This is a genomic window from Devosia sp., from assembly GCF_025809055.1.
GTDB lineage: Bacteria > Pseudomonadota > Alphaproteobacteria > Rhizobiales > Devosiaceae > Devosia.
In genome coordinates this window covers 675,139-700,585 of record NZ_CP075529.1, presented here as the reverse complement: position 1 = coordinate 700,585, position 25,447 = coordinate 675,139, and the positions used below count along the sequence as shown (strand labels likewise).

Annotated in this window: 23 protein-coding genes; 4 read left to right on the top strand and 19 right to left on the bottom strand. The window is 62.3% G+C overall.

Features of this window, described 5'->3' with window-relative positions:
• Positions 1-90: 90 nt before the first annotated feature.
• The 3 genes from KIT02_RS03420 to KIT02_RS03410 all read right to left on the bottom strand — a co-directional run bounded on the left by KIT02_RS03420 (position 91) and on the right by KIT02_RS03410 (position 2,488).
• Positions 91-1,602 carry an ABC-F family ATP-binding cassette domain-containing protein gene (locus tag KIT02_RS03420; RefSeq protein WP_297582243.1) on the bottom strand — a complete coding sequence of 504 codons (1,512 nt, stop codon included), beginning with the start codon at positions 1,600-1,602 and terminating at the stop codon, positions 91-93.
• A 257-nt stretch (positions 1,603-1,859) separates the two neighbouring features.
• Positions 1,860-2,030 (bottom strand): hypothetical protein, encoded by a 171-nt coding sequence (locus KIT02_RS03415; RefSeq protein ID WP_297582238.1) that lies wholly within the window; start codon positions 2,028-2,030, stop codon positions 1,860-1,862.
• Between the two features lie 131 nt (positions 2,031-2,161).
• The gene (locus KIT02_RS03410; RefSeq protein ID WP_297582235.1) at positions 2,162-2,488 is read right to left on the bottom strand and encodes a hypothetical protein; all 327 of its coding nucleotides are present in this window, start codon (positions 2,486-2,488) and stop codon (positions 2,162-2,164) included.
• A gap of 207 nt (positions 2,489-2,695) precedes the next feature.
• Between KIT02_RS03410 and parE the strand changes: the two genes are divergently transcribed.
• Positions 2,696-4,711: a DNA topoisomerase IV subunit B gene (parE, locus tag KIT02_RS03405; RefSeq protein ID WP_297582233.1), complete on the top strand. Its 2,016-nt coding sequence runs from the start codon at positions 2,696-2,698 to the stop codon at positions 4,709-4,711.
• Positions 4,712-4,926: 215 nt separating this feature from the next.
• Here parE and KIT02_RS03400 read toward each other — a convergent pair whose 3' ends face one another.
• The 16 genes from KIT02_RS03400 to folD all read right to left on the bottom strand — a co-directional run bounded on the left by KIT02_RS03400 (position 4,927) and on the right by folD (position 22,429).
• Entirely contained in the window at positions 4,927-6,441 is a 1,515-nt protein-coding gene (locus KIT02_RS03400) for a tripartite tricarboxylate transporter permease (RefSeq protein WP_297582231.1), read from the bottom strand.
• Positions 6,441-6,929: a tripartite tricarboxylate transporter TctB family protein gene (locus KIT02_RS03395; protein ID WP_297582229.1), complete on the bottom strand. Its 489-nt coding sequence runs from the start codon at positions 6,927-6,929 to the stop codon at positions 6,441-6,443. The genes KIT02_RS03400 and KIT02_RS03395 overlap by 1 nt, the downstream gene beginning before the upstream one ends.
• A gap of 60 nt (positions 6,930-6,989) precedes the next feature.
• Positions 6,990-7,994, bottom strand: coding sequence for a tripartite tricarboxylate transporter substrate binding protein (locus KIT02_RS03390; protein WP_297582227.1), 1,005 nt, complete (start codon positions 7,992-7,994; stop codon positions 6,990-6,992).
• A gap of 159 nt (positions 7,995-8,153) precedes the next feature.
• Positions 8,154-10,043 (bottom strand): sugar phosphate isomerase/epimerase and 4-hydroxyphenylpyruvate domain-containing protein, encoded by a 1,890-nt coding sequence (locus KIT02_RS03385; protein ID WP_297582224.1) that lies wholly within the window; start codon positions 10,041-10,043, stop codon positions 8,154-8,156.
• Entirely contained in the window at positions 10,040-10,870 is an 831-nt protein-coding gene (locus tag KIT02_RS03380; RefSeq protein WP_297582222.1) for a shikimate dehydrogenase, read from the bottom strand. The genes KIT02_RS03385 and KIT02_RS03380 overlap by 4 nt, the downstream gene beginning before the upstream one ends.
• An 82-nt stretch (positions 10,871-10,952) precedes the next feature.
• Positions 10,953-11,852, bottom strand: coding sequence for a LysR family transcriptional regulator (locus KIT02_RS03375; protein ID WP_297582219.1), 900 nt, complete (start codon positions 11,850-11,852; stop codon positions 10,953-10,955).
• Between the two features lie 127 nt (positions 11,853-11,979).
• On the bottom strand, positions 11,980-12,876 hold the full coding sequence (locus KIT02_RS03370; protein ID WP_297582216.1) for an alpha/beta hydrolase: 897 nt from the start codon (positions 12,874-12,876) through the stop codon (positions 11,980-11,982).
• 267 nt (positions 12,877-13,143) lie between these two features.
• Positions 13,144-13,989 (bottom strand): MBL fold metallo-hydrolase, encoded by an 846-nt coding sequence (locus tag KIT02_RS03365; RefSeq protein WP_297582213.1) that lies wholly within the window; start codon positions 13,987-13,989, stop codon positions 13,144-13,146.
• On the bottom strand, positions 13,986-14,765 hold the full coding sequence (locus tag KIT02_RS03360; RefSeq protein WP_297582210.1) for a TatD family hydrolase: 780 nt from the start codon (positions 14,763-14,765) through the stop codon (positions 13,986-13,988). The genes KIT02_RS03365 and KIT02_RS03360 overlap by 4 nt, the downstream gene beginning before the upstream one ends.
• A gap of 1 nt (position 14,766) precedes the next feature.
• Complete coding sequence (metG, locus tag KIT02_RS03355) at positions 14,767-16,317, bottom strand: methionine--tRNA ligase (protein ID WP_297582208.1); 1,551 nt, start codon at positions 16,315-16,317, stop codon at positions 14,767-14,769.
• Positions 16,314-17,339: an AAA family ATPase gene (locus KIT02_RS03350; RefSeq protein WP_297582206.1), complete on the bottom strand. Its 1,026-nt coding sequence runs from the start codon at positions 17,337-17,339 to the stop codon at positions 16,314-16,316. The genes metG and KIT02_RS03350 overlap by 4 nt, the downstream gene beginning before the upstream one ends.
• A 258-nt stretch (positions 17,340-17,597) precedes the next feature.
• Positions 17,598-18,272, bottom strand: coding sequence for a dTMP kinase (tmk, locus tag KIT02_RS03345; protein ID WP_297582204.1), 675 nt, complete (start codon positions 18,270-18,272; stop codon positions 17,598-17,600).
• A 315-nt stretch (positions 18,273-18,587) separates the two neighbouring features.
• The gene (locus KIT02_RS03340) at positions 18,588-19,730 is read right to left on the bottom strand and encodes a D-alanyl-D-alanine carboxypeptidase family protein (RefSeq protein ID WP_297582202.1); all 1,143 of its coding nucleotides are present in this window, start codon (positions 19,728-19,730) and stop codon (positions 18,588-18,590) included.
• A gap of 60 nt (positions 19,731-19,790) precedes the next feature.
• Positions 19,791-20,768 (bottom strand): septal ring lytic transglycosylase RlpA family protein, encoded by a 978-nt coding sequence (locus KIT02_RS03335; protein WP_297585094.1) that lies wholly within the window; start codon positions 20,766-20,768, stop codon positions 19,791-19,793.
• Positions 20,769-20,987: 219 nt separating this feature from the next.
• Positions 20,988-21,530 (bottom strand): DUF1643 domain-containing protein, encoded by a 543-nt coding sequence (locus KIT02_RS03330; RefSeq protein ID WP_297582200.1) that lies wholly within the window; start codon positions 21,528-21,530, stop codon positions 20,988-20,990.
• Positions 21,527-22,429 carry a bifunctional methylenetetrahydrofolate dehydrogenase/methenyltetrahydrofolate cyclohydrolase FolD gene (gene folD / locus KIT02_RS03325; RefSeq protein WP_297582198.1) on the bottom strand — a complete coding sequence of 301 codons (903 nt, stop codon included), beginning with the start codon at positions 22,427-22,429 and terminating at the stop codon, positions 21,527-21,529. The genes KIT02_RS03330 and folD overlap by 4 nt, the downstream gene beginning before the upstream one ends.
• A gap of 74 nt (positions 22,430-22,503) precedes the next feature.
• Here folD and KIT02_RS03320 point away from each other — a divergent pair, with 74 nt between their 5' ends.
• The 3 genes from KIT02_RS03320 to KIT02_RS03310 all read left to right on the top strand — a co-directional run bounded on the left by KIT02_RS03320 (position 22,504) and on the right by KIT02_RS03310 (position 25,443).
• Positions 22,504-23,112: a DUF1176 domain-containing protein gene (locus tag KIT02_RS03320; RefSeq protein ID WP_297582196.1), complete on the top strand. Its 609-nt coding sequence runs from the start codon at positions 22,504-22,506 to the stop codon at positions 23,110-23,112.
• 36 nt (positions 23,113-23,148) lie between these two features.
• The gene (locus tag KIT02_RS03315; protein ID WP_297582194.1) at positions 23,149-23,583 is read left to right on the top strand and encodes a DUF1801 domain-containing protein; all 435 of its coding nucleotides are present in this window, start codon (positions 23,149-23,151) and stop codon (positions 23,581-23,583) included.
• Between the two features lie 384 nt (positions 23,584-23,967).
• Positions 23,968-25,443, top strand: a complete 1,476-nt coding sequence (locus KIT02_RS03310) for an AMP nucleosidase (RefSeq protein WP_297582192.1) — start codon at positions 23,968-23,970, stop codon at positions 25,441-25,443.
• Positions 25,444-25,447: the final 4 nt, after the last annotated feature.

The following is a 25,447-nucleotide window of genomic DNA, read 5'->3' as shown; positions in this document are numbered from 1 at the left end:
GCTCAGACTGAACCATCGGCTTCATCGTCCCCTTCTCCCCTCAGGGGAGAAGGGAAAGGCTCCATCGCTGCAGTCCTATCGTGAAGTAGTCTAGTCTGCCATTGATGCGAGGAATGCCTCGGCATCATCGACCTCGACCAGCCGCCGCCGCTCAATGAGCAGGAATCGCGTGCCGATGGCACGCAGAAATGCCCGGTCGTGCGTAACGAGGATCGACGTGGCCCCCTGCTCCCGAATGTCGGCCTCCAACTGTTCCTGGCCCGGAATATCCAGGTGATTGGTCGGCTCGTCGAGGAGATAGAAGTTCGGCCTCTCCAGCCTGAGCGCCAGAAGAGCCAGCCTCGCGCGCTGCCCCAGCGAGAGGGTCGCGATAGGCTTTGACTGCCGTTCCGGGGGAAATCCGGCGCCCGCCAACAGGGCGACGGACCGGCGGTCGCCTTCATCATAGCGGGACAGGATGAAATCCAGCGGCGAGGGTTTTAGCGGCAGCCAGGCCAGGGCCTGGTCGAGATAGCCGGGGACCAGTTGCGGACTGACCTTGAGACCCGGGGCCAAACTGCCAGCCAGGGCCTCGGTGACCACCCGCATGAACTGGGATTTACCGGTGCCATTGCGCCCCAGAAGCACAATACGGTCGCCCTGAAAGATGTGCAGTTTGTCGATGGTGAACAGATTGCGTCCGTCCGGGGTATCAATCACGACGTTTTCGAATGCCATCATCACGCGCGCTTCGGCGCCGCTATTGCCCAGCTTCACGAGCCCGGTACGCTCCTTGAAACTGTCTTGTACCTGCGCCTCGATCTTGCCGGCGCGGTCCCGCAACTGCTTGGACTTGACCACCAGAAGGTCGCTGCCGGAGTTGATGCCGACATTTGTGAGCTTCGCGGCCTGCCTGCGCAATTGTGTCGCATATTTGAGGTCGCGCTCGCGCTGCGCCTCGGTGGCAGCATCGACCTGGTCCAACTCTGCCCGGGCAGCGCTGTAGGGCAAGGGCAGATAGACCTGCTCGGAGGGCCGCAGGAACAGCGTACGATTGGTGGTGGCGTCGAGAAACGCCCTGTCGTGGCTGGCGATGACCACGGGCATGGCGCGGGCCGCATAGTCGAGCCAGCTTTCGAGCGCCAGAATGCGCCCGAGGTCGAGATGGTTTGTCGGCTCATCGAGCAGCAGGGCATCGGGCTGGTTCACCCAGGCCCGCGCCAACAGAGCCATGCGCTGCCAGCCGCCGCTCAATTCCGAGAGTGGACGTAGCCTCAAGTCTTCGGGAACCGAAAATTCCTCGAGCACCATGTCGACACGCCAGCCTTCGGCGTCACGCGTTTCGGCATCGAGCGCGCTGGCCACATAGGCATGCAAGGTCTGTGGCAGGTCAGATTCTGGGATATCCTGAGGAACATAGCCGATGGTGAGACCGCGCGATCGCGTCACCTCCCCTTCCGACAGTTCGGCCGTGCCGGCCATTGCCCGCAGCAAGGTGGATTTGCCACGGCCGTTCGGCGCAACCAGGCCGACGCGATCGCCATCGGAGATGACGAGATCAAGATTGGAAAACAGGAGGTCGCCGGCCCGGTGGCCGGCTTGCTTGAGGCTAATCATGCCCATGAAAGCTACTCTCTGGTGCGGCGCATCTGCGCGCCAAATGCCAAGGACGCGGCTCGATCATCATCGAGCGCAGTTTAGGGCAACCAGGGAACGGAAAGCGTTGACGTCCGGACCGGAGACTGGTCAGCCCTGCAGCGACTGCCACAGGGCGCAAACGGGGCCACGCGTGCGATGCGTCTGAAACAATGACATGCAGCCCTCCTGTTCGCTCTTGGACACAATAGAAGTAGCGCCGGCGGAAAGCGGTGGCAAGTCGATCAGGCGATATAGAAAAATGTGCTGGCCAGCAGCAATGCCAACAGGCGGGACACACGGAGATTGGCCAGCCGGTACGCAATACCAGATAATCCGGCGACCGGCCAATGTCCGGGTGACTTGGACCCCTGCCCTGCGGCTGAAAACGCAATACTGCGCAGGTCGGTATTCATACGGCAACTCCAGACACAAACCGTATGTCCAGAACGCTATCAGGACGCGCTTAAGAAAGTGCTTTCAAGTTGCAAACGAGCGGTAAACCCGCAGCCCTATCCTGGGACGTAATTGTATCCATTGCGGACAATTATCCGGCAGGCCGCAGGGTGCGCGCTGCGATGATGCGGTCCCGGCAATAGTCGAAATCCAGCAGATAGACCCAGCCATCCCGTGTCGCCCGCACCTCGATGCGTCCGTCATTTGGTACGTTGAGGAAAACGTCGACATAGCCCCGCGCAGCGATTGCCTGGCGGATTTCGCCATTGGTGAAGCAGGTCACGCGCTTGGGGTAGAGATCGCCCACCTCATCGCCGAACATGAAGCCAAAGGAAATCTGTGCCTGCGCCGGCCCAGCAAGCGCAAGTGACGCGGTAACCAGAGCCGCACCGATGGTCCGAACCAGATATGATCGCATTTCCGATCTCCCAGGTCTTGCGCAATCCCCGAATGTGCCGGGCACAGGATGAACCGCTGCAAACGCCTTCGTTCATCTCCCGTTCATCTTGACGGCCGCTTCCCCGCCATCCTTGTGGGAATTGGCGCGCAGGCCGGACCGCGCGGAACGCCTGCTATATGGTAGAAAATCGAACTGCCCGATTCGGGTTCCACCAACGGAAAGTGCATGTCGCAGGACCTCTTCGGAAACGCCGCCCCCCAGAAGGAACCGCCAAAGCCCAAGGCGGAGCGCGAAAACGCCGCCAATGCCAATGCGGCCACCGGGGCCTATGGCGCCGCCGATATCGAGATTCTGGAGGGGTTGGAGCCTGTCCGGCGCCGCCCGGGCATGTATATCGGCGGGACCGATATCAATGCCTATCATCACCTCTTTGCCGAAGTGATCGACAACTCCATGGACGAGGCGATCGCCGGCCATGCGACGCGGATCGAGGTGCATCTGGGGGCGGATGGGTACATCACCGTTACCGACAACGGCCGCGGCATACCCGTCGAAAAGCACCCCAAATTTCCCAATCGCTCGACGCTGGAAATCGTGCACACGGTGCTCCATGCCGGCGGCAAGTTCGACTCCAAGGCCTACGAGACTTCGGGGGGCCTGCACGGCGTTGGCGTCTCGGTGGTCAATGCGCTCAGCGACGACATGGTCGTGGAAGTGGCGCGCGACCAGCAATTGCACCGCATCGTGTTCTCGCGCGGCAAGGTGATGGAAGACGTAGTCAATATCGGCCGGGTGCAGAACCGGCGCGGCACCACGACGCGCTTCCATCCCGATCCGGACATTTTTGGTGCTTCTGCGCATTTCTCGCCCGGCCGCATTTTCCGCATGACGCGGGCCAAGGCCTATCTGTTCGGCGGGGTGGAACTGCGCTGGAGCTGTGACGAGAGCCTGGCAAGCGACGAAGTGCCGGCAAAGGCGGTGTTCCACTACCCCGATGGTCTCAAGGACTACATGACCGCCCGCATCGCGGGGGAGACCCGGATTACCGACGAGATCTTTTCGGGACGCAGCGGCAGGCCGGGAAGCCATGGATCGGTGGAATGGGCCATAGCCTGGACTATCGGCGACGGCGGCGTGCAGTCTTATTGCAATACCGTGCCAACGCCCGATGGCGGCACGCATGAGGCGGGCCTGCGCATGGCGCTGCTCCGTGGCCTCAAGAGCTATGCCGAACTGACCAAGAACAAGGCCGCTGCCAATCTGACGGCGGAAGACGTCCTGACATCCTGTGCGGCCATGCTGTCGGTCTTTGTGCGGGAACCGGAATTCGTCGGCCAGACCAAGGACAAGCTGGCCTCGGGCGAAGCGACCCGTATCGTCGATACGGCGTTGCGCGATGCCTTCGATCACTGGCTGGCCGCTTCGCCACAACAGGCCGGCAAGCTGCTCGACTGGGCCATCGAGCGCGCCGAAGAACGGATGCGCCGGCGCAAGGAAAAGGAAATCGACAGGGCCAGCGCGACCCGCAAGCTGCGCCTGCCGGGCAAGCTGGCCGATTGCACGCAGAATGCGGCGCAAGGTGCCGAACTCTTCATCGTCGAGGGGGACTCGGCGGGTGGCTCAGCCAAGCAGGCGCGCAACCGCTCCAACCAGGCGGTGCTGCCTTTGCGCGGCAAGATCCTCAACGTCGCCGGCGCCAGCCGCGACAAGCTGGCCGCCAATCAGTTGATTGCCGATCTCGTCCAGGCGCTGGGCTGCGGCACGAGGGATCGCTATACCGAGGACGAACTGCGCTACGACAAGATCATCATCATGACCGATGCTGACGTCGACGGCGCCCATATCGCTTCGCTCCTCATCACCTTCTTCTTCCAGGAAATGCCGCGGCTGATCGAGAATGGGCATCTCTATCTGGCCCTGCCGCCGCTCTACCGCATCAGCCAGGGCGGCAAGACGCTCTACGCCCGCGACGACGCCCATCGGGCCGAGTTGATGCAGAGCGAATTCACCGGCAAGGGCAAGATCGAGACCACGCGCTTCAAAGGCCTTGGCGAAATGCCCTTCGCGCATCTGCGGGAGACCACCATGTCGCCCAAGACCCGGACGCTGCTGCAGGTCAAAATCCTCGACGACCGCGACGCCACCCGCACCGCCGTGGACCGGCTCATGGGCACCAAGCCCGAGGCCCGGTTCGAATTCATCCAGGAGAACGCGGCTTTCGTGACTGACCTGGACGTGTGAGGCGACCACCAAAGCCGTGGCCTGGCGTGGCCGAGGTCGAAAGGTTGCCGGCTACCGGCAAACCTCGCGGGCATCTGATGCCCGCGCGCTGGCAAGTGCTCCCGGAACCCTGATTTTCCGACGCCCAGGGGCAACCGCCAGCGGCCGTGATGAACCCGTCAAGGCGCGGATATGCTAACCAGCACCGTCTCGGCAGGCAGCTCGGCTCTGCCGTCTCACTCTGTCGCGGGGCGGCGTATGAGACGGAAGAGCCACCTCCAGATGGGAGTCTGAGACAAGAGCAGCAGGATGAGGGCCGTGGTGAGCACCAGGGAAATCGGATGGGCCACAAAGTTGAACAGGAATGTTCCAACGTCATCGCGAGCGCCGATCATGGCGCGGCGATAGTTTGAGTCCATCATCGGGCCGAGAATGATGCCCAGAATGATCGGGCCCATTTCGAAGCCGTAGCTTTTGAGGAAGTAGCCGATCACGCCACAGGCCAGCATCCAGTAGATGTCCACCGGGTTGTTCTGGATGGCATAGGCACCAACCGCCGAGAGCACGATGATCAGCGGGATCAGTAGCGCCTTGGGAACCTCGACGATCTTGGTGAAGATCTTGATGCCGGTGAGGCCGAAAAAGAGCAGGAAGATGTTGGCTAGCGTCAGGCTTCCGACGATGAACCAGAACAGGTGCGGTGTCTCCACCAGCATGAGCGGACCGGGACGCAGGCCGTGAATGAACAGGGCGCCAATGATGACCGCGGTCACCGCATCGCCTGGAATACCCAGGGTCAGCATGGGGATGTAGGCGCCGCCGACAGCGGCATTGTTGGCCGCTTCCGGAGCCACAAGCCCCTCCTTTGCCCCCTGCCCGAACGGCACTTCCGGATTCTTGGTCGCGCGCTTCGCGTGGTCGTAGGCCAGGAGAGCCGCAATGTCGCCGCCGGTTCCGGGAAGGGCGCCGATTGTCGTGCCGATGGCCGACGACTGCAGCGAGAGCGGGAGATACTTTTTCACATCAGCCCAGCGCGGGATGATGCGATCGATCTTCTGCTTGATGGCCGGCAGATCGAGGTTGTGGAGTTGGGTCAGGGCTTCGGCGACGCCAAAGAAGCCGATCATCGCGGCAACATAGGGGACGCCGCCCATCAGCGTCAGCGAATCGAAGGTAAACCGCCCCTGCGCCGTCATCGGGTCCATACCGACCATGCCGATGGTCACCCCGAGTGCGCCCGAGAAAATTCCCTTGGCGAGGCTTTCGCCCGACAGGGTTCCCACCAATAGCAGGCCGATGAGGCCCAGCAGCAGATAGTCGCGGGAATTGAACATCAGGGCGATGCCCGAAATAGCCGGAGCCAGCGTCGCCAGCGCGACGATCCCGACAAAGCCGCCGATCACAGACATGACGGTCGTCAGGCCGATGGCTTCACCGGCAAGCCCCTTCTTGGCCAGTGGATAGCCCTCGAGGGCGGTTGCGATGGCGCTTGGAGCGCCTGGGATGTTCAGCAGAATGGCCGTGCGCGACCCGCCATAAACGCCACCCAGGAACACACCGGAAATCAGCGCGAGCGCTTCGTTGACGTCCCATTTGAAGGTGAAGGAGATCAGGATGGACGTCGCCATGGTGACCGACAGGCCGGGAATGGCGCCAATATAGATTCCAGCAAAGGTGCCGGCCGCCGTCAGAAAGAGCAGCCACGGATCGAGCCAGACGGTGCCGAAATCAGTCAGAGCTTGCATGAACATCAATAGAGCCCCGGAAACAGCGACCCCTGCGGCAGGACGACCTGGAACAGAGTGCGGAAGACAAAATAGACCAGCGCGAGAGCGATGACGCTGATGGCGAGTGTGAAGAGGAGGTTCTTGCGCCAAAGGAACTGGATCATGGCGACCAGAAAGATCCCGGAGCCAACCACGAAGCCCAGCCAGGGCATGGTGATGACGTAGATCGCCAGCATGGCAAACACGATCAGGTGCCGTGCCGGGATATATTCACGCAGGAAGCGCGCCTGAACCGAACCGGTCTGGGTAGATGGAGCCGGCGCCCTGCCCTGATTCACCACATTGATCAGGCTGGCCAGAACCATGGCGCCGGTGGCCAGCATCGGGAAGACCCCAGGTGTCGAGAGCCCCTTGAAACCGGAAATACCGTAAGCCTGCCAAAACGCCGCCAGAGCGAAAGCGAGGAGCACAACTGAAAAGACCAGCTCGCCTGGCCGCCGCGACAATTCCATCATTCCTCCCGTGGCAAGGGCCGACGCGCCTGGCGCCGGCCCCGCCTGCTTGGTTCAGTCTCAGGGCCGCGCGATGCCCAGGGTTTCAGGGCTGACGGTGGCAGCGCCGGTATCCTGCAGAGCCCAGGCCGTAACCTGCTGCCACTTGGTCAGGAAATCGGAAGCTGCGGCGCCCGATATGTTCATGACCACATTGCCACGGTTGGCCATGAGGGTCACGAATTCCTCCGACTGGGCGGCCTTCTCGTAAGCCGCAACCAGGGTGGCTTTCACGTCGTCCGGTGTGTCCGCCTTGACGAAGACACCATAGAAGGGGCCCCAGGGCAGATAGGCTTCCATTTCAGGGAGCGCGTCGGTGATTGCGGGCACGCCGGGCAGCGAGTCGATGGGGTCGGCATTGACCACGGCAAGGGCGCGCATGGTGCCGGCCTTGATCTGCTCGGCTGCGGCCGAAACGCCGGCCGGCATGAAATCCACTTCATTGCCGAGCATGGCGGTCAGGCCCGGGCCCTCACCATCGAAGGGAATGGCGGTAACGTCGAATTCCGTCGAATTGCTCATCAAAGCGCCGACGGTGCTGGGCAGGCCGCCCGGGCCGGTCGAACCCATGCGGATCGCGCCAGGATTGGCCTGAATGTCGGCCAGCAGATCCTGCAGGGTCTCGTATTTGGAATTCGTCGGAACCACAATTACAGCGACGCCACGGCCGAGAATGTTGACCGGGAAGAAGGAGTCATAGTCGAGTTCGGAAACGCCCATGACCGGATGCAACTGCGGGTTTTCCGCGCCGTACAGGATGGTGTAGCCATCGGACGGGGCCGAATTAACATAGGCGGTCGAGATGGCACCTGCGCCGCCCGACTTGTTCAGCACCACGATCGACTTACCAAGGGCGGCTTCCGCACCGGGATTGACCGAGCGGGCAACAACGTCAGTTGCGCCGCCGGCGCCCCACATCACCACGCCAAGCAGTTCGCGCTCGGGAAAGGTCTGGGCCTGCGCAAGGCCGGTTCCGAGGGCAAGGGCGGCCACGGCGGCGGTCGCAAGCAGTGTTCTACGAAGCATGAATTCCTCCCAGGGCACTATTGCCCCCGATAATTTGAGTTAGGCGGCATCTCGCACTAGCCGGTCGCCACCCTGCCCGTGGCCGCGAGCTAACGCAAATACCATTTTGAGCACATTCTATAACTTGATGTTATGTCTAGTTTCCGCGCCGCTGCGAATTCAGCTACGCGGAACCGATGCCGGTCGCAAGTACCGGCGCTGCGCCGCAATCCGGAAAATTGCGTTGGGACCACCGTAGCCGGCATAGCCGGAGCGGCGCTCGACGATCTCGAAAAACAGCCCCTCCCCCAGGGGTCTTGTATAGATCTGCAGAAACTCGCCCTCCGCGTCCACATCATACATGATGTTATGCTGCCGCAGCCGGGCGATGAAGTCCGGCGACAGGCCAAAGCGCGTTTCAATGTCTTCGTAATAGTTGCGCGAGATCGGTAGCGGCTCCAGGCCATTCGTCGCCAGTTGGGCGGCGGTGGCGAAGATGTCTGCAGTCGAGAAGGCAATATGCTGTATGCCCGGACCGAATGCCTCGGACAGAAACTGGCCGGCCACAGTCGTCCGATCCTCGGTGCCATTGAGGGTGATGCGGATATCGCCGCGGCTGGTTTCCACAACCTGGCTTCGGACCAGTCCCTGCGGGTCGATGATATCGACGGGCGGGAGTTTCCGGGTGGGCAGGATGGATTGATAATAGAGGAGCCAGCTCAGCAATTCGTCATGCGGCACCGTCTGGGCAATATGGTCAATCGCGATCAGCCCTGTGGCGGCAGTGTCGTCTTCTGTTGTGACGAATTCGGTCTCCCAGATGTCGCCCAGGCCACGGGACTGATCGAGAAAATAGACAATGCCACCGCCGACGCCCCGTATCGCCGGCACGGCGGCATCTCCGGGCGGTGGGATCTGTTCAAAAAGGGAAGCGTCCATTGCCCGGGCGCGTTCGAGAGCCAATCCGGCATCATCCACGGATACGCCAATCGCATAGGCAGTCAGACCGCGCAGAACGAAGGCGGAGTGCGCCATGCCCTCCCGTTCGCAATTGACGACGATGTTGATTTCGCCCTGGGTGTAGCGGCGGACGGCCTTGTTCCGGTGTTGCCCGGTCTTCCGGAAGCCCAGGTGACGCAGCACCTGTTCCAGCGAGCGGGCGTTTTCTTCGTCAGCCGCGAACTCAATGAACGCGAGGCCGCCGGTTTGCGGCAGTGGCGGAATATCCGGCAGGCCGGAGATTGAGATGCCGGGCTCCGAACGGCGGACGGTGTCGAGCAGGTTGATGAGCGAGCGATGGCCGTCGCGGGCAATAGCCAGGTTCGATGCGCCACGGAACTGATCGTTGAAAATCTCCAGCGACACAGTCCCGTCATAGCCGGTCGCCGCCACGGCCCGCATGAAGGCCTCGACGGGCAGGTCGCCCTCGCCGGGCATCATGCGGTGATGACGACTCCAGGAAAGCAAATCCATCTGCAACCGCGGGGCGTCGGCAAGCTGCACAAAGAAAATGCGGTCCTTGGGAATGGCGCGGATCGTGTCCGGATCTATGCCCCGAGACAGGGTATGGAAACTGTCGAGGATCAGGCCGACGCTTTCGTGGCCAGCGCGGCGCACCACTTCCCAGGCATCGCGGTGATCGTTGATGTGGCGTCCCCATGCCAGGGCCTCGTAGCCAACGCGCAGGCCCCGCTCGCTGGCCAAGGCACCAAGTTCGGCAAAATCGGCCGCAATCCTGTCCACGCCGCCGAGGGCCAGGGGTGACACGGACGAGCAGACCAGCATCAGCTCGGCACCCATCTCGTGCATGACATCGAACTTGCGGCGGGCACGATCGAAGGCGCGGCTGCGATAGGGTTCCGGCAAGCCCTCAAAATCCCGAAACGGCTGAAACAGGCTGAGCTCCAAACCCGCATCGCGCACCATCTGACCGACGTCACGCGGGGTCGCGTCATAGACCAGAAAATCGTTCTCGAAAATCTCGACACCCGCAAATCCGGCCTTGGCGATCGCACTTAGCTTGCCGGGCAGATCACCGCTGATCGACACAGTTGCTATGGAGGTCTTCACCGCTGATTCTCCGCCGAATTTGAATCGAGATGAGCAAGCTGGAATGGCAGTTGGGCCGCGGCCATCTGGTCTCCACGCACGATGGTGTGGCCACGACGGGCCGCCTCCAGCAGGAGCGGGGTCATGACCGGCTTGGTCACGACGTCGGCGACTGCGCCCCGGGGTTTGAGCAGATCGAGGTCGAGTGGATACGGGTCACCCGCATTCATGCCCATCGGGGACGCGTTGATCGCGACATCCAGCGGTTGAGCGCCATGGCTGGTGCTGATGGCAACCTCCGGGTAGCGGGTTTTCAGCTGGCCTGCCAGGACCGCGCATTTGTCAACCTGGGGATCGATCAAGGTCAAGGCGGCAATTCCGCTCTCGCAGAGGGCGTCGGCAATGGCTCCACCCGCGCCCCCCGCAGCGCCCGCAAGCGCGACGCGCGCGCCCTTGAGGTCAATGCCGGCCTGGGTAATGGCTGCAGTCATGGCCAGACCGTCGGTCATGTCGCCGACGAGCAGTCCGTCAGCGGTCCTGCGCAGGAAGTTGACCGCCCCGGCGCGCTCGGCACGCGGTGTCCGTTGGTCGACGGCGGCAAACGCTGCCTGCTTGTGCGGAATGGTGATGGAGCAGCCCAGGCAATTGGTCCAGCCGCGAAGCGCTGCGAAGAAATTCCCTGCCTGTCCAGCCAGCAGTTCCACCGGAATCATGGTCGTCCCCTGCCCCGTTCGCTCGAAGTGGGCATTGAACAGCGGCGGCGTCAGCACCTGGCCGATGGGATAGCCGACGAGCGGGATGAAACTGGGAGGCGTCCTGTGCGGATGTGGGTCCGGTTCAATCGACAATTTGTGGCTCCGCGATCAATAGCGGCAGCATAGCCCCGAGGCCCGCGTAACTAAATGTCCGATATATTTGTAGAACCAAACATCACGTTATGGTGGCGACGCGTTTCATGGTGTCGCGCAATTCCTCGATGAAAGCTTCGGCATAAATGGAAATCGGAATGTCGTTTCGATAGGCCACGTAGGTGCTGAACTGGCTCTCGGCGGCGATTTCTATGGCGCGAATGCCGGGCATCCGACCCTTGGATATGGTGAACTCGTCGATGATGGCAATGCCCAGGCCGGCCGCGACCAGGCTGCAGACCGTGGTCCCAAAACGGGCCTTGATCTTCATCTCGTAGTCGACGCCCGCCTTGCGAAAGATGTCGGCCATGATGGCACCGTAAGGATCTGCCGGATTGATGCCGATCAGGGGGTGCTTCGCCATTTCATGCGGCGAAATCATCGTCCGGCTCGCCAGGTCGCTGTTCTCGGGAACGATGCACACCAACCGGCCGGTCGCGAGCGGAACGAAGTCGATCATGGAATGATCGAACCGCGACGAGATGGCGACCACCTCCCCCTTACCCAAAAGCAGGTAATCGATGGCTTCTTCGATCTTCAGAATATTGATGTCCAGGGACAATTCCGGAAATCGCTTGAGCAGAAGCTCGATGGCGCTGGGAACCATGGCCTGGGAGATGCTGGGAACGGAGCCCAGGCGCAATTCCTGATCGGAGCCTCGCCCCAGCCCGTCCACGGCGGCCTGCAGGTCCTCGACCTTGCTGAAGACCGTATCGAGCAGCCAGAAGATGTGGCGGGCTTCGGGGGTCGGAACGTAGCGGCCGCCACGTCTGTCAAACAGCCGGACCTTTAGGGAACCTTCAGTGTATTTCATCAGCCGGCTGATGCCGGGAGCCGATACATTGAGCATCTTTGCGGCACCGGCAATTGTTCCGGTAACCATGATTGCGCGGACCACTTCGATCTGCCTGAGCGTCAGCACCGCGGGGCGCTCCCGTTAACATTTTATCCCTCGATGTTACATTTTTTAACATCAAGCAATTGTGACGCAAGTCCGGCACGTGATGGGAAGGAACGGAGCCCGTGCGGGCTCCGCCCTGTTCTTGTTGCTAGAGGTGTGCGTCGAAGAAGCCGCGGACGCGGGCCATGACTTCGGGCGTGCTGCTCATCTTGCCGAACGAGTGACCGATGCCCTCGACCCGCAGCAGGGTGACATCGACGCCGGCTGCCGCCAGTTCATCATGCAGCCGGTCCGACTGCTCGATCGGGACAACCACGTCCTCGGTTCCGTGGATCAGGAGTACAGGCGGATCCGTCTCGTCGGCATAGGTGATCGGATCTCCCGCCTTGCCGGCTTCGAGATTGGCCGGATCGGACAGGTCCATACCCATGTGGGCGCTGGTCCGGCCTGTCGGTGAATCGGACATGTCGCCCAAAAAGCTCGGAGCATAGAAGGCGACGATGGCCTTCACCGAATCGTCCTGATCGGCCCATTCATCGTTGGCAAACGTCGCCACGCCATGGCTCAGGCCGGCCACGAGCGAAAGGTGGCCGCCGGCGGAATTTCCGAACAGGCCGATCCGGTCCGGATCGATATTGAAGCGCGATGCATTTTCACGCAGGAAGCGAATGGCCGCCTTCACGTCCTTTTCCGGCTCCGGAAATGTGGCTTCGCCAATGATGCGATAGTCGATCGTGGCCACTGCATAGCCGGCGCGGGCGAGTTCGGACAGTTGCGGGATCAGGACGCGCCGATCGATGCTCTGCCAGCCATTGCCCATCACGAAGACGATTGCGGCAGTCGGCTCCTGACTGCCCGGCAGGAGCAGGTCCATTTCGAGATTATTACGCGCGAAGCCATTGGCGACCTTGGTGTAGCTGACCCCGCTGAGCAAAGTGGCAAAGCCGCTATTGCCCTCTGGAATCAGGGTTTCGACTTCTGCGTGGGCGCCAGCCACGGTCAAAGACAGGATGGCAGCCGCCATCGCACTGCGAAGCAGGTTCATTCATTCCTCCAATTTGGGTGTTGTGCGAAAATCGGCAGCAAGCGCCGAAAATCAGATCAAACGCCGGTCAACGCGATACCGAGTGCAGGTAGAACGCGTGGCGGCTCTCTGCGAAACAGCTTAACTGCACGTGTCCTCCGTCATGCGCCGCTCTCCTCCGAGCGTCGTTGACAGTTGGCGCCACTGCTTGATTAAGGTCAAATACCCAATTCAGCACGAAATATAACATGATGTTATTGGCGTCGCGCCGCGTCGACCGGTGCGAGGCTAGCGGTTGAGGATGCGGCCCGCGCGGATGTCGATCTGCATGCCGTCAAAGGCCGGGGTCACGTTTTCCGGTGTTTCACTGTCGGTCCGGGCGTAGTCGAGATCGATGTGCATGTCGGTCAGCACCGCCATGCGCGGCGCGAACTGTTCAATCAGGCCCAAGGTTTCGGCAAGGCTCAAATGACTGGGATGCGGCGTGGTGCGCAGCGCGTCGATGATCCAGATATCGAGGCCCGAAATGGCTTCATGCGCGGCCCCGGGAAATCCGGAGAGATCGCAACTGTATGCGACTTCCCCAATGCGGAAACCGAGAGAAGAAATGTCGCCGTGCAGTTGCAGGAACGACCGGATTTCAAGCGTTCCGCCGGGGCCGGTAACCGATATGGTGTCTCCCGCCGTGATCTCGTGGGCGTTGAGAATCGGCGGATAGGTGCTGCCGGCCGGGGTTTCGAAGCAATAGCCGAACGCCTCGCGCAGCCGGGCGCCACATTCCTTTGTGAAGTACACATCAACGCGGCGGCGATTGTGCAGGGCCAGCACCCGCAGATCGTCGATGCCATGGGTGTGGTCGGCGTGCTCATGGGTATAGAGTACGGCATCGACGCGGTCGACCTGGGCATCCAGGAGCTGCTCGCGCAGATCGGCACCGGTATCGATAAGGACCCGTGTGGGCTCACTTATTCCGGTCGTCCAGCCTTCGATGAGCAGAGAGCAGCGCCGCCGCCGGTTGCGCGGTTCGTGCGGATCGCAGGCGCCCCAGTCATTGCCGATGCGCGGAACGCCGCCGGACGAGCCACAGCCCAGTATGGTCGCCACGATGCGATCGGGCACCTGTCCGGCTGTCATTTGATGCCTGTCTTGGAGAACAGGCGGCCGAAATTGGCGGTCGTCTCGGCGCCCACCTGTTCAAGGCTAACCCCCCGCAATTCCGCGACTTTTTCGGCGGTGTGCCGAACATAGCTGGGCTCGTTGGACTGACCGCGATGCGGAATTGGCGCGAGGTAGGGCGCATCGGTTTCGACCAGGTAGCGGTCGGCGGGAACGATCTTGGCGACGTCCTGGATTTCCTGGGCGTTGCGGAAGGTGACGATACCGGAAAACGAGATGTACCCACCGAGTTTCAACGCCCGCTGGGCGAGATCCATACCAGCGGTAAAGCAATGCAGGACAAAGGGAAAATCCCCCTGCCCGGCTTCTTCTTCGAGGATCGCGGCCATGTCGTCGTCGGCCTGACGGCTGTGGATAACCAGTGGAAGACCGGTGATCCGCGCAGCGGCGATATGGCGGCGGAGGCCGGTGGCCTGAGCGTCGCGCGGGGCGTTGTCGTAAAAATAGTCGAGACCGGCTTCACCGATGGCAACGCAGCGCGGATGGGCACTTAACCGGACCAGGTCCTCGATTTCTATGTGCAATTCCTGATCGGCATTGTGTGGATGGGTGCCGACTGAGCACCAGACGTTCGGGTAACGTTCTGCAATTGCTGCATAAGTGGAAAAGTTATCCACCCTTGTGGAAATCGTGACCATGCCGGTGACGCCAGCGGCCTCGGCACGGGCGAGGACGCCGTCGATATCGCCCGAAAGGGCCTCGAAATCGAGATGGCAATGGCTGTCGATGAGCATGCTAGTCGACCGGCTTTTCGAGGCGGGCGAACACGCCCTGCGGTAGCGGCAGCTCGGTTCCGGCTAGCAGACTGTTGACGTTTAGCGCAGCAGTCAGGGTCCGATCGTCACTTTTGACGCCCAATTGGTCAAGCAGACGCGAAGTCGAGTCCGGAACGAAGGCGAGCATGGGGATGGCGAGGCGGCGGACGGTGTCGGCGGTGACATAGAGCACGCTCGCCATGCGGTCGGGGTCGGTCTTTTTCAGCGCCCAGGGTTCCTGGCCGGCGAAGTAGTTGTTGGCCGAACTCAATGCCGCGATGATGGCGCCGGTGGCCTCGTGGACGAGTTGGACATCCATGGCCTTCTGCGCCTCAGTGAGGGCTTCGGTGACTTCGGCGATGATGGCATTGTCGGCGTCGGTCAGGGCACCGAGTTGCGGGACCTTGCCGTCGCAGTTCTTGTTGATCATCGACAGCGAGCGCTGCGCCAGGTTGCCGAGATTATTGGCGAGGTCGGCATTGACGCGGTTCACCAGCTTCTCGTTGGAGTAATCACCGTCATTGCCGAAGGAGACTTCGCGCAGGAAGAAATAGCGGATGGCGTCGGTGCCGAAGGTGTCGACCAGGTGGAAGGGGTCGATGACGTTGCCAAGCGACTTGCTCATCTTCTGGCCATCGACGGTCAGGAAGCCATGGGCGAAGACGCGATGCTGGACATCGATGCCGGCGCTCATCAGGAAGGCCGGCCAATAGACGGTGTGGAAGCGGATGATGTCCTTGCCGATGACATGCAGATCGGCGGGCCAGAACTTTTTGAAAAGTTCACTGTTCTCATCGGGATAGCCGACACCGGTAATGTAGTTTGTCAGGGCGTCGACCCAGACATACATGACGTGGCCATCGGCGCCTGGCACGGGAATGCCCCAGTCGAAGGTGGTGCGGGAGACCGACAGGTCCTGCAGCCCACCTTTGACGAAGGAGATGATCTCGTTGCGGCGCTCTTTGGGCGCGATGAAATCGGGATTGGCTTCGTAGAGGGCGAGCAGCTTTTCCTGATAGGCGGAGAGGCGGAAGAAATAGGTCGGCTCTTCCACCCACTCGACCTCGGCGCCGGACGGAGCGAAGCGCTTGCCGTCCTTTTCGGTCAGCTCGGACTCGTCGAAATAGGCCTCGTCGCGCACCGAGTACCAGCCCTTGTAGGTGGACTGGAAGATATCGCCATTGTGGCTGGCTTCCATCTTCTTCCAGATGGCCTGCGAGGCCTCGTGATGGCGCTGCTCAGTGGTGCGGATGAAATCGTCGTTGGAGAGATTAAGGGCTTCGGCAAGGCGCTTGAACTCGCCGGCATTGCGGTCGGCGAGTTCGCGGACCGGAATGCCTTCCTTGGCCGCGGTCTGCACCATCTTGATGCCGTGCTCGTCGGTGCCGGTGAGGAAATAGACCTCCCTGCCCTCCAGCCGCTTCCAGCGGGCGATGGCGTCGGTCGCGATCATCTCATAGGCGTGCCCGATATGGGGGGCGCCGTTGGGATAGGAAATCGCGGTGGTGACGTAGAAGGGCTTGGCGGTCATTGTGGCTCGGCAGGGACGCGTTGGATCAGGGCAACATGCTTGCGAATGGCATCGAAGATCACGATCAGCGTCTGCTTCATGTCGAGGTTGACGCTGTCGGCTTCGTCCAGAAGCGCGGTGGCCTTGTCCCATAGCTCGGTTGCCGAGGCAAGCCGCCCGCGATGCTCGGCCAGCATGGCTGCGGCCCGCATTTCGTCGGCCATCCAGGTCGCAAGAATTTCGCGGGCGAAGGACATGTCCGGGCCCTGCGCGTCCCGGCCCAGGCTGTCAGCAAGTTGCATCGGGACGGATACAGGGTAACTGCCCGGATCATTGAGCCAGCCGGCCAGGGCCCCGGCGGGCGAATCCTCCGCGAGAGACAGCGTTTCAAAGGCCCGGCGCGGCCGGCCGCCGGCGAGGCGGAGGGCGCGCTCAAGCGCGGCAGGCTCGACCTGGGCGGATGCGCCGACGATCTCGGCCACGACGGCATCGGGCAGCGGGCGCAAGGCCAGGTTGTGGCAACGCGAACGGATGGTGGGGAGCAATTGCCCCGGCCGGTGCGAGATCAGAAAGAAGGTGGTGTCCGCAGGCGGCTCTTCGAGGGTCTTGAGCAGGGCATTGGCGGCGTTGGGATTGCAGTCATCGATGGCATCCAGCACCGCGATGCGATGGCCGGACCGCCCGCGCGTGTGGTGCAACTGCTCGCGCAGTTCGCGCACGTCCTCGACGCGAATGACGGTGTAGTAGCTCCTGCTGTCCTTGGGGCGGCGGCGCAGCGTCGACAGGTTGGGGTGGGAGCCGGCTGCAACCTGTTCGCTGACCCGATGCGCGTCTTCGTCACCACTGGCGGTGAGAATGGCTACGGCCAATTCGAAGGCCAGTGTTGCCTTGCCGATCCCCTGGGGACCATGCAGCATGATGGCGCCGGGGAGGCGGCCACCGGCTAACTGGGCCAAAACGGCGGCCCGTGCGGCCTCATGGCCAATGGCCAGCTGGCGCTGCTCGGGGAGCGGCAGATCCGGGAGGGCGGAAGGATCGGTCATGGGTTCCGTTTAGAGCAAAACGGGGCGGACAGGAATGGGGTGGTTCTCCGACGGTTGGACCAGGTCGGAGGGGAAGTTGGGTTGGGAAACCACAGGTTCCCGCCTTCGCGGGAATGACCCGGTTGAGGGAATGACCCTGTTGGGGGAATGACCCTGTTGGGGGATGACCTGGTGGGGGGATGACCTGGCGGGGAGAACGCCACCGTAGGGGAATCAGACGCTGGATGGGCGAGGAACGGCTTGGCTGAAGGGCCCGGGTCAGGCCTGCAGTTCGGGGAAGCGGGTGCGGACGGCGTCCCAGATCGCGGCTTCAAGCTCGTCCTCACCCTGATCGGCAGAGATGACGACGCAGCGATCGGCGTTGTTGCGGGCGATATCGAGAAAGCCCTGGCGCAGACGCTGGTGCCACTCGATCTCTTCCTTCTCGAACCGGTCCCCGGTGAGTTGAAGCCCATCCTCCACGGCACGCTGTTCGACGCGGCGGAAAGCGACGACGGGGTCCATGTCGAGCACGATGGTCAGGTCGGGGGTATGGCCATCGAGCGCCAGGTGTTCGAGGGCATCGATCAGCCGGTCGTTCACCCCGCCTGTCAGGCCCTGATAGGCGCGGGTGGAATCGCTGAAGCGATCCGACACCACCCAGGTGCCCTTGGCCAGGTTGGGCGCGATCAGGGCGTTGACATGGTCAAGCCGGGCAGCAGCGAACAACACCGCCTCGGCGCCGGTGCCCCAGGCCTCCGAGCGCCCCTGCAGGATGAAGGAGCGAATGGCCTCGGCGCGCGGCGTGCCGCCAGGCTCACGCGTGCGAACAGCCTCGACGGAGTGCCGGGCCAATGCGCTGATGAGGCGCTTGACCTGAGTTGACTTGCCGACGCCTTCACCACCCTCGAAGGTGATGAACCGGGCCTGGCGTCGCTGTGGCGCTTCGAGCATGGGCAGGTGATTCCTTGGACATTTCCCTTTTACGGCAGGCGTGGGGGCGGGGAAAGGCCGGGCCGGGTCGCTTGGAGGTTTCGGGCAGGAAAGACCCCCACCCGGCCTCCCCCTGAAGAAGGGGGAGGAGCAGAGGCGTGCCTGCACCATGCTTCTGCCCGCCACTCAAGCTCAGCTTTCGTGGCCTTTTCACCTAAAATCTCCCCACTGGGGAGATTTTGCCTGCGGCACGTTTCTGCCCGCCACTCAAGCTCAGCTTTCGTGGCCTTTTCACCTAAAATCTCCCCACTGGGGAGATTTTGCCTGCGGCACGTTTCAAAGCCAACCAAGTGCCAGTTGCTTGAGGGCGTCGACGGCACGCCGGAACAAATCCCCCTGCTCTACCGTCTCGGCGGCGAAGAGCGGCGCGGACTGCACCAGCTGGTCATTGCAGAACACCCGCAGTTCGGCGATCTGGTCACCCTGATTGACCGGCGGCATGAGCGGGGCGTCGTAATTGACGGTGGCCGTCAGGCACTGGCGCGAGCCGCGCGGCAGATAGAGGGCAATCTCGCCCTTCCCGACCAGGCCGACGCTGGAGATGGCGCCGCCATAGACATCAGCATAGGCGACGATCTTGCCCTCGGGATAAGGCGCATAGCGCTCAAAGGCGCGCTGCCCCCAGGTGAGGAGTTTCCGGCCTTCCTCGGCGCGCTCGCGCATGGAATTGAGCCCGTGAACGACGCCGACCAGCCGACGGTCTCCCTGGGCGGTGGATATGACCGCGCCATATCCGGCCGCTTCGGTGTGTCCGGTCTTGAGGCCATCGACGCCGATGCCGACTTCGATCAGCGAATTGCGATTGGCCTGGCGGATATTGTTCCACTCCATCTCCGGCTCGGAGAAGTAGTGATAGTATTCGGGAAACTCACGGATGAGGTAACGCCCGAGGTCCGCAAGGTCGCGGGCCGTGGAATATTCGTCCGGGTCCGGCAGGCCGGTGGAATTGGTGAAATTGGAGCCCTCGAGACCGATCTGGCCGGCGAGCTCGTTCATCATGGCGGCGAAAGTCGGCTCGGTGCCCGCAATGCCTTCGGCCAGGACGATGGCCGCATCATTGCCGGACTGGATGATGACCGACCGCACCAGATCCTCGACGCGGATCTGCGAATTGAGCTCGGCGAACATGGTCGAGCCGCCCGAGGCCGCACCGCCGGTGCGCCAGGCATTTTCGGAAACGAAGAATTGATCATCGAGGCTGACACGGCCGGCGCGGATCTCGTTGAAAACCACGGCCAGGGTCATGAGCTTGGTCATGCTGGCGGGTTCGAGCCGCTCATCGGCATCCTTCTGGAAGATGACGGTTCCGGACTCGTAATCCATGAGGATTGCGAAGCGGGCATTGGTGTCGAAGCCAACCTGCGCCTGGGCGGGCGCCACAAGGCTCAGCAGGATGGCGAAGATGGCGAGCAGTCTCACGCGTCAGTCCCTTGCAGTTTGGCAACATGATAGCGCCATGTGCCTGAAGCGACACGTAAACTAATAGAGAATTATGTCGCTGAGGCCAAGTTCTCGCGCCAGATCAAGGACGTCCTGACGGTCCACGCCGGGCTTGAGAACAGTAAATGTGAGGCTGGTTGCAGACCGTCCGCCGACGCTGACCTGATCTTCGGCAACGGCGCCAAGTACGGCGAATTGCTGGGCAAGTGCCGCGGCATTGGCCGCATCGGCGAAAACACCGAGCCCGAGCTTGAATTCACGGTTGTCGGCATCAACGCTGGCGGCCCAGGCCTGCAGGTCGCTGCCGCCGGCCATGGCATTGGCAGCGGCATGAGCGGAATTGATGGCGAGGTCCGCCTGTTCGGCGGTATCGGCGTAGGAAAACAGGCCGGATATGAAATTGGTGGTCATGCCCACCAGGCTGCGATTGCTCTGGCCGCCGGAACTGGCGACCTGAGTGCGGCCGGTGTCATAGGCGGGTCCGGAATAGGAGGCCACCAGCATGCGGGTGTCATCGCCTTCAAGCGGCGCCTGGCCGACATATTCGACGTGAACGCTGGCCGAGCCATTGTTGACATAGCCCAGCATGGACGCGGCCCGGTAGCTGAGATCAATGATGCGGCCGCTGACATAGGGGCCGCGATCGTTGACGCGGACAATCACCGAGCGGCCATTGCCGGTATTGGTGACGCGCACATAGGACGGCAGGGGCAGCGTCGGATGGGCCGCGGTGATGGCATTGGCCGAGAAGATTTCGCCATTGGCAGTGCGGCGGCCGTGGAAATCGGCGCCATACCAGGAGGCACTGCCGGAGGCGGCGTAATTGGGGTCGTGCTGGGGCACGTAAGTCTTGCCGCGCACCGTATAGGGCTTTCCGACCTGATAGCGGCCGCCACCCTTGGGCGGATTGGGATTGCTGGTGACGCGCGGGGACGCGGCAACACCATATTCCTTTGACGTGAAGGCGCCGCGATTGACGGTCGGGCCGACACTGCCGCCGGCGCAGGCGGCGATCATGGGGGCAATCAGGGCGGCCAGGGCAATGGCACGAACAGCACTACGCCAGGTGGTCGTCACGGTACGCGATACTCGAAGTTCAGGACTGTCGGCGTGCCGGGGCGGACCTGGCACAGGCTATGTGCCGACAGGAAAACAGATTTCGGGTTTCCCCGGAGTTAAGGCGAACGAAGGGTTACCGGCGCCAGGCGGATTTGCAGCGGCTTGGTGAACGTTTTGCTAATAGGGCCGGAGCGGGGTATCGGCGCGCATATAGAGCGGATGCTTTGGCGAGCCGTCGGCATTGGTGCCGAAACACCAGAGCGCGATGTTTTCGGCGCGCAGGGCCTCGACGAGCTCTTTGCCGGCCGGGGCCAGCGCCTTGTTGAGCTTGCCGTGGCAGAGCACGACCCGCCCTGCCCCGCGCGCCGCAGCGCGGATGGCCGGCAGATTATCGGGCGAGACAGCGACGACGCCCGGGGCGACAAGCATTTTCGGGTCGGTGGCGCGATAGTCGCCGACATTGCATTTGACCATGGCCGAGAAACCCTCGCGACGGGCAAAGGTCCATTCGCGGGCACAGGTCGGGTCATCGACGCTGGCATCGGCAGTGGATGGGTTCATGCCGATGAAGAGGATGTAGTCGTCCGGAAAGGCATCGCCGAGCCAGCGGCGCATAAGCTGGCGATAGCGGCCGTCCTGGCTCATCACCGCATCGCCGCGCACGCCTTCGCCCAGCCGCAGGCGGACCTTGCCGCCGGGGTCGTGCAGGTCAGCACTCATGCGGTGAGGTCGCCCGGCAGGGTGAGCCCGTTTATCAACGACGCGGTGGTGATGGTATTGGCGAGAAGGCAGGCGATGGTCATGGGGCCGACACCGCCCGGAACCGGGGTAATGGCACCAGCAACTTCGGCGGCCTCGGCATAAGCGACGTCGCCCATGAGGCGGGTCTTGCCTTCCCCGCGCTCGGGGGCGTCAATGCGATTGATGCCGACATCGATGACCGTGGCGCCGGGCTTGATCCAGTCGCCCTTGACCATGCCGGGACGGCCCACGGCGGCAATGACGATATCGGCCTGGCGCACCATGGCGGGCAGATCGCGGGTACGGGAATGGGCCATGGTGACGGTGCAGCTCTCGCGCAGGAGCAGCTGCGCCATGGGCTTGCCGACGAGGTTGGAGCGGCCGATGACCACGGCGTGCAGGCCGGACAGGTCGCCCAGCGTATCGCGCAGCAGCATCAGGCAGCCCAGAGGCGTGCAGGACACGGGCCCCGGCAGGCCGATGGCCAGCTTGCCCACGCTCGAGGGCGTGAAACAGTCGACGTCCTTAGCCGGGTCGATGGTCTCGATGATCTTGCGCGGGTCGATGTGATCGGGCACCGGCAATTGCACCAGAATGCCGTGGATGGCCGGATCGGCATTGAGTTTTTCGACGAGGGCCAGCACCTCGGCCTCGCTCACCGTGGCCGGCAGCTCGTACTTTTCCGAGTGCATCCCCACTTCCACGGTCTGCTTGGCCTTTTGCGCCACATAGACCTGGCTGCCCGGATCCTCGCCGACGATGACGACGGCCAGGCCCGGGGTGATGCCGTGATCGGCCTTGAGGCGGGCGACATGACCGGCAATGCGACCGCGAAGGTTCTCGGCAAAGAGTTTTCCGTCGATGATTTTTGCGGTCATATCGGCCTCGATCTGCTTGAATAGAGGCGCGGGACACGGGTCCCGCGTTCGGGCTCCGACATAAGGGAAGAGAAATGATCCGTCCATTGCTTTGGCTGCCCCTGGCAGCGCTTTGTGCATCTCCCGCGCTGGGCCAGGACGCCTCGCTCGAAAAGCGGGCGCAGAAGCTGCACGCGATGTCTGGCGGCACCTATTGCGAACCGGTCGAGGGCGGCTATGTGCCCGAGGACGCCTATATGGCCTGGGACCTGACTTACAAGCCCAGCTGGAGCGAGGATGCCGAGGAAGAGACGGTGACCGTCATTCGCATCTTTTGCGGCGCCGGCGCCTACAATATCCAGCACAGCTACTACATCAATCGCAGCTATGAGGGCCTGACACCGCTGTCGTTTGCGACGCCCAGTTTTGAGACCAAGTATGCCGAGCCCGACAATTCTGACAGCGACCTCGAAAGCCTGACCGTGACCGGCTTCGGCTCAACGGCGATCCTGGTCAATTCGGAGTTCGACCCCGAATCCGGCACGATCACGTCCAATTCCTATTGGCGCGGCATTGGCGATGCGAGTTCGTCTGGGACCTGGGTGTTCAAGGAAGGCGAGTTCAATCTCGTCAAATATGACATCGACGCCAGCTATGACGGCGAGATCAATCCCGAGACGGTGGTGGACTACACCTATCCCTAAGCTGCGCAGCCGGGAATCTTGACTTAGGAGCCAGCCATGGCCGAGCAGAAGACCAAGCCGCATACCGGCGACGTGACCGAATTCCTCCTCGCGATCGAGGGTGACGAAAGGCGCGCAGATGCGCAGCAGCTGGTGACGTTGATGGAAGAGGTCTCTGGCGAACCGGCTGTGCTCTGGGGGACGATGGTCGGCTTTGGCCATTATCACTACAAGTATCCGACCGGGCACGAGGGCGACTCGTTCCTGGTCGGCTTTTCGCCCCGCAAGAACGAGTTCAGCATCTATCTGATGGGCACTTATTTTCCGTCGGTGGAAGCGGAGCGGACTGCCCTGCTTGCGCGGCTGGGCAAGCACAGGATGGGCAAGGCCTGCCTCTATGTGAAGCGGCTGAGCGCCATCGACATGGATGTCTTGCGGGAACTGGCTGAAATATCCGTCCGCACCCTGCGCAATGCCTATCCGGCCACCTGACGACTGGCCACAAACATAAAGACCGCCGCGGCACGGAGGCCGGGCGGTCTTTATTCAGAAACGGTCCACCGCGCTGTTGAGGGCTTGGGGGACAAGCGGCAAACCGCTTCCAGTCATCGGTGCATGGGTCGTTTGCTTTTCCGATAACTGCTCATGAAGATGGGCTTCAATTGCGGCAAGAAAAGAGCACGTCACCGAACTGTGAAGGCGCCCCTGCTCAAACGGGATTGGGGCGACCGCGTTGAGAACGTCACGAGCGACGCCTATAGTCAGCGGTCAGCGCCCGACCGATTCCGGACGCGACACTAGTTCTTTATTTTGACGCATGTCCTTGTCCCGAAACCGGTGCCCACTTTCGGCAGACATGCTTTTGACAGGACAAACATGACGATTCTCAGCCCACCGCGCCTCGACAAGCGATCCTTCACCGATCCGGAGGCGGCCTGGGCTCATATCGCCGAGATTTATCATCGCAATTGCGACTTCATCCGCGCCCATCTTGAAGGGCTGACGCGTGGCGAGGTGCCCAAGGGACGGGTCCGGGCATTCTACCCGCAGGTGGAAGTCCGCTCGACCAGCTATTCAAAGCATGAAAGCACCCTGCCCTATGGGTATCTGCATAGCCCGGGCATCTACCGGACGACGGTGACGGCGCCGGACCTGTTCAAGGGCTATCTGCAGGAGCAGTTCGCGGTGATCCTCAAGAATCACGGCGGCAGCATCGACGTTGGCGAGTCCGAGACACCCATTCCGCTGCATTTCGCGCTGGGGCCGCGCGACCATGTCGATGGCGCCACGCTCAACGCCATGGATATCCCGCTGCGCGACCTGTTCGATGCACCGGACCTGACCAATACGGATGACGAAATCGCCAATGGCACCTATGTGCCGCCGCGCGGCGGGCCTTACCCGCTCTCGGCCTTCACGGCGCCGCGCGTCGATTATTCGCTGTTCCGGCTGGCCCACTATACCGGCACCGATGCCGGGCATTTCCAGAACTTCGTTATCTTCACGAACTACCAGTTCTATATCGACGAATTCTGCCGCATCGCCAAAGGCTGGATGAGCGAAAAACACCCGCACTATCAGCGGTTCATCGAGCCGGGCAATGTCGCCACCGACAACATGCTGACCGGCGGAGCGATAACCGGCGACCCACCGCCACGCGCGCCGCAGATGCCCGCCTACCACCTGGTGGGCGATCGCGGGCGCGGCATCACCATGGTCAATATCGGCGTGGGACCATCCAACGCCAAGACCATTACCGACCATATCGCCGTGTTGCGGCCCCATGCCTGGATCATGCTCGGGCACTGCGCCGGACTGCGCAATTCGCAGGACCTTGGCGATTATGTGCTGGCCCATGCCTATGTCCGCGAGGATCATGTGCTGGATGCCGACCTTCCGCTGTCCGTACCCATCCCGGCGCTGGCCGAAATCCAGGTGGCACTGGAGCAGGCGGTGGAGGAAGTCACCCAGACTGCCGGCATTGAGACCAAGAAGATCATGCGCACCGGCACGGTGGCGACTTTTGACAACCGCAACTGGGAATTGTGGGACCAGACGGCCATCACCCGGCAATTGAGCCAGTCGCGGGCCGTGGCGCTGGACATGGAGAGTGCCACGATTGCGGCCAACGGGTTCCGGTTCAGGGTGCCCTACGGAACGCTGCTCTGCGTCTCCGACAAGCCGCTGCATGGCGAACTGAAACTGCCGGGCATGGCCTCGGACTTTTATCGCACGCAGGTCAACCGGCATTTGCAGGTGGGGCTGCGGGCGATGGAGATTCTCAGGGACCAGCCGGCGGAACGGCTGCATTCGCGCAAGCTCAGGAGCTTTGCGGAGACGGCGTTTCAGTAGCCGG

Coding starts and splice junctions, on each gene's coding strand:
- KIT02_RS03420 (WP_297582243.1), bottom strand. CDS start 1,602: ATGGGCATGATTAGCCTCAAGCAAGCCGGCCACCGGGCCGGCGACCTC.
- KIT02_RS03415 (WP_297582238.1), bottom strand. CDS start 2,030: ATGAATACCGACCTGCGCAGTATTGCGTTTTCAGCCGCAGGGCAGGGG.
- KIT02_RS03410 (WP_297582235.1), bottom strand. CDS start 2,488: ATGCGATCATATCTGGTTCGGACCATCGGTGCGGCTCTGGTTACCGCG.
- parE (WP_297582233.1), top strand. CDS start 2,696: ATGTCGCAGGACCTCTTCGGAAACGCCGCCCCCCAGAAGGAACCGCCA.
- KIT02_RS03400 (WP_297582231.1), bottom strand. CDS start 6,441: ATGTTCATGCAAGCTCTGACTGATTTCGGCACCGTCTGGCTCGATCCG.
- KIT02_RS03395 (WP_297582229.1), bottom strand. CDS start 6,929: ATGGAATTGTCGCGGCGGCCAGGCGAGCTGGTCTTTTCAGTTGTGCTC.
- KIT02_RS03390 (WP_297582227.1), bottom strand. CDS start 7,994: ATGCTTCGTAGAACACTGCTTGCGACCGCCGCCGTGGCCGCCCTTGCC.
- KIT02_RS03370 (WP_297582216.1), bottom strand. CDS start 12,876: ATGAACCTGCTTCGCAGTGCGATGGCGGCTGCCATCCTGTCTTTGACC.
- KIT02_RS03365 (WP_297582213.1), bottom strand. CDS start 13,989: ATGACAGCCGGACAGGTGCCCGATCGCATCGTGGCGACCATACTGGGC.
- KIT02_RS03360 (WP_297582210.1), bottom strand. CDS start 14,765: ATGCTCATCGACAGCCATTGCCATCTCGATTTCGAGGCCCTTTCGGGC.
- metG (WP_297582208.1), bottom strand. CDS start 16,317: ATGACCGCCAAGCCCTTCTACGTCACCACCGCGATTTCCTATCCCAAC.
- KIT02_RS03350 (WP_297582206.1), bottom strand. CDS start 17,339: ATGACCGATCCTTCCGCCCTCCCGGATCTGCCGCTCCCCGAGCAGCGC.
- tmk (WP_297582204.1), bottom strand. CDS start 18,272: ATGCTCGAAGCGCCACAGCGACGCCAGGCCCGGTTCATCACCTTCGAG.
- KIT02_RS03335 (WP_297585094.1), bottom strand. CDS start 20,768: ATGATCGCCGCCTGCGCCGGCGGCAGTGTCGGCCCGACCGTCAATCGC.
- KIT02_RS03330 (WP_297582200.1), bottom strand. CDS start 21,530: ATGAGTGCTGACCTGCACGACCCCGGCGGCAAGGTCCGCCTGCGGCTG.
- folD (WP_297582198.1), bottom strand. CDS start 22,429: ATGACCGCAAAAATCATCGACGGAAAACTCTTTGCCGAGAACCTTCGC.
- KIT02_RS03320 (WP_297582196.1), top strand. CDS start 22,504: ATGATCCGTCCATTGCTTTGGCTGCCCCTGGCAGCGCTTTGTGCATCT.
- KIT02_RS03315 (WP_297582194.1), top strand. CDS start 23,149: ATGGCCGAGCAGAAGACCAAGCCGCATACCGGCGACGTGACCGAATTC.
- KIT02_RS03310 (WP_297582192.1), top strand. CDS start 23,968: ATGACGATTCTCAGCCCACCGCGCCTCGACAAGCGATCCTTCACCGAT.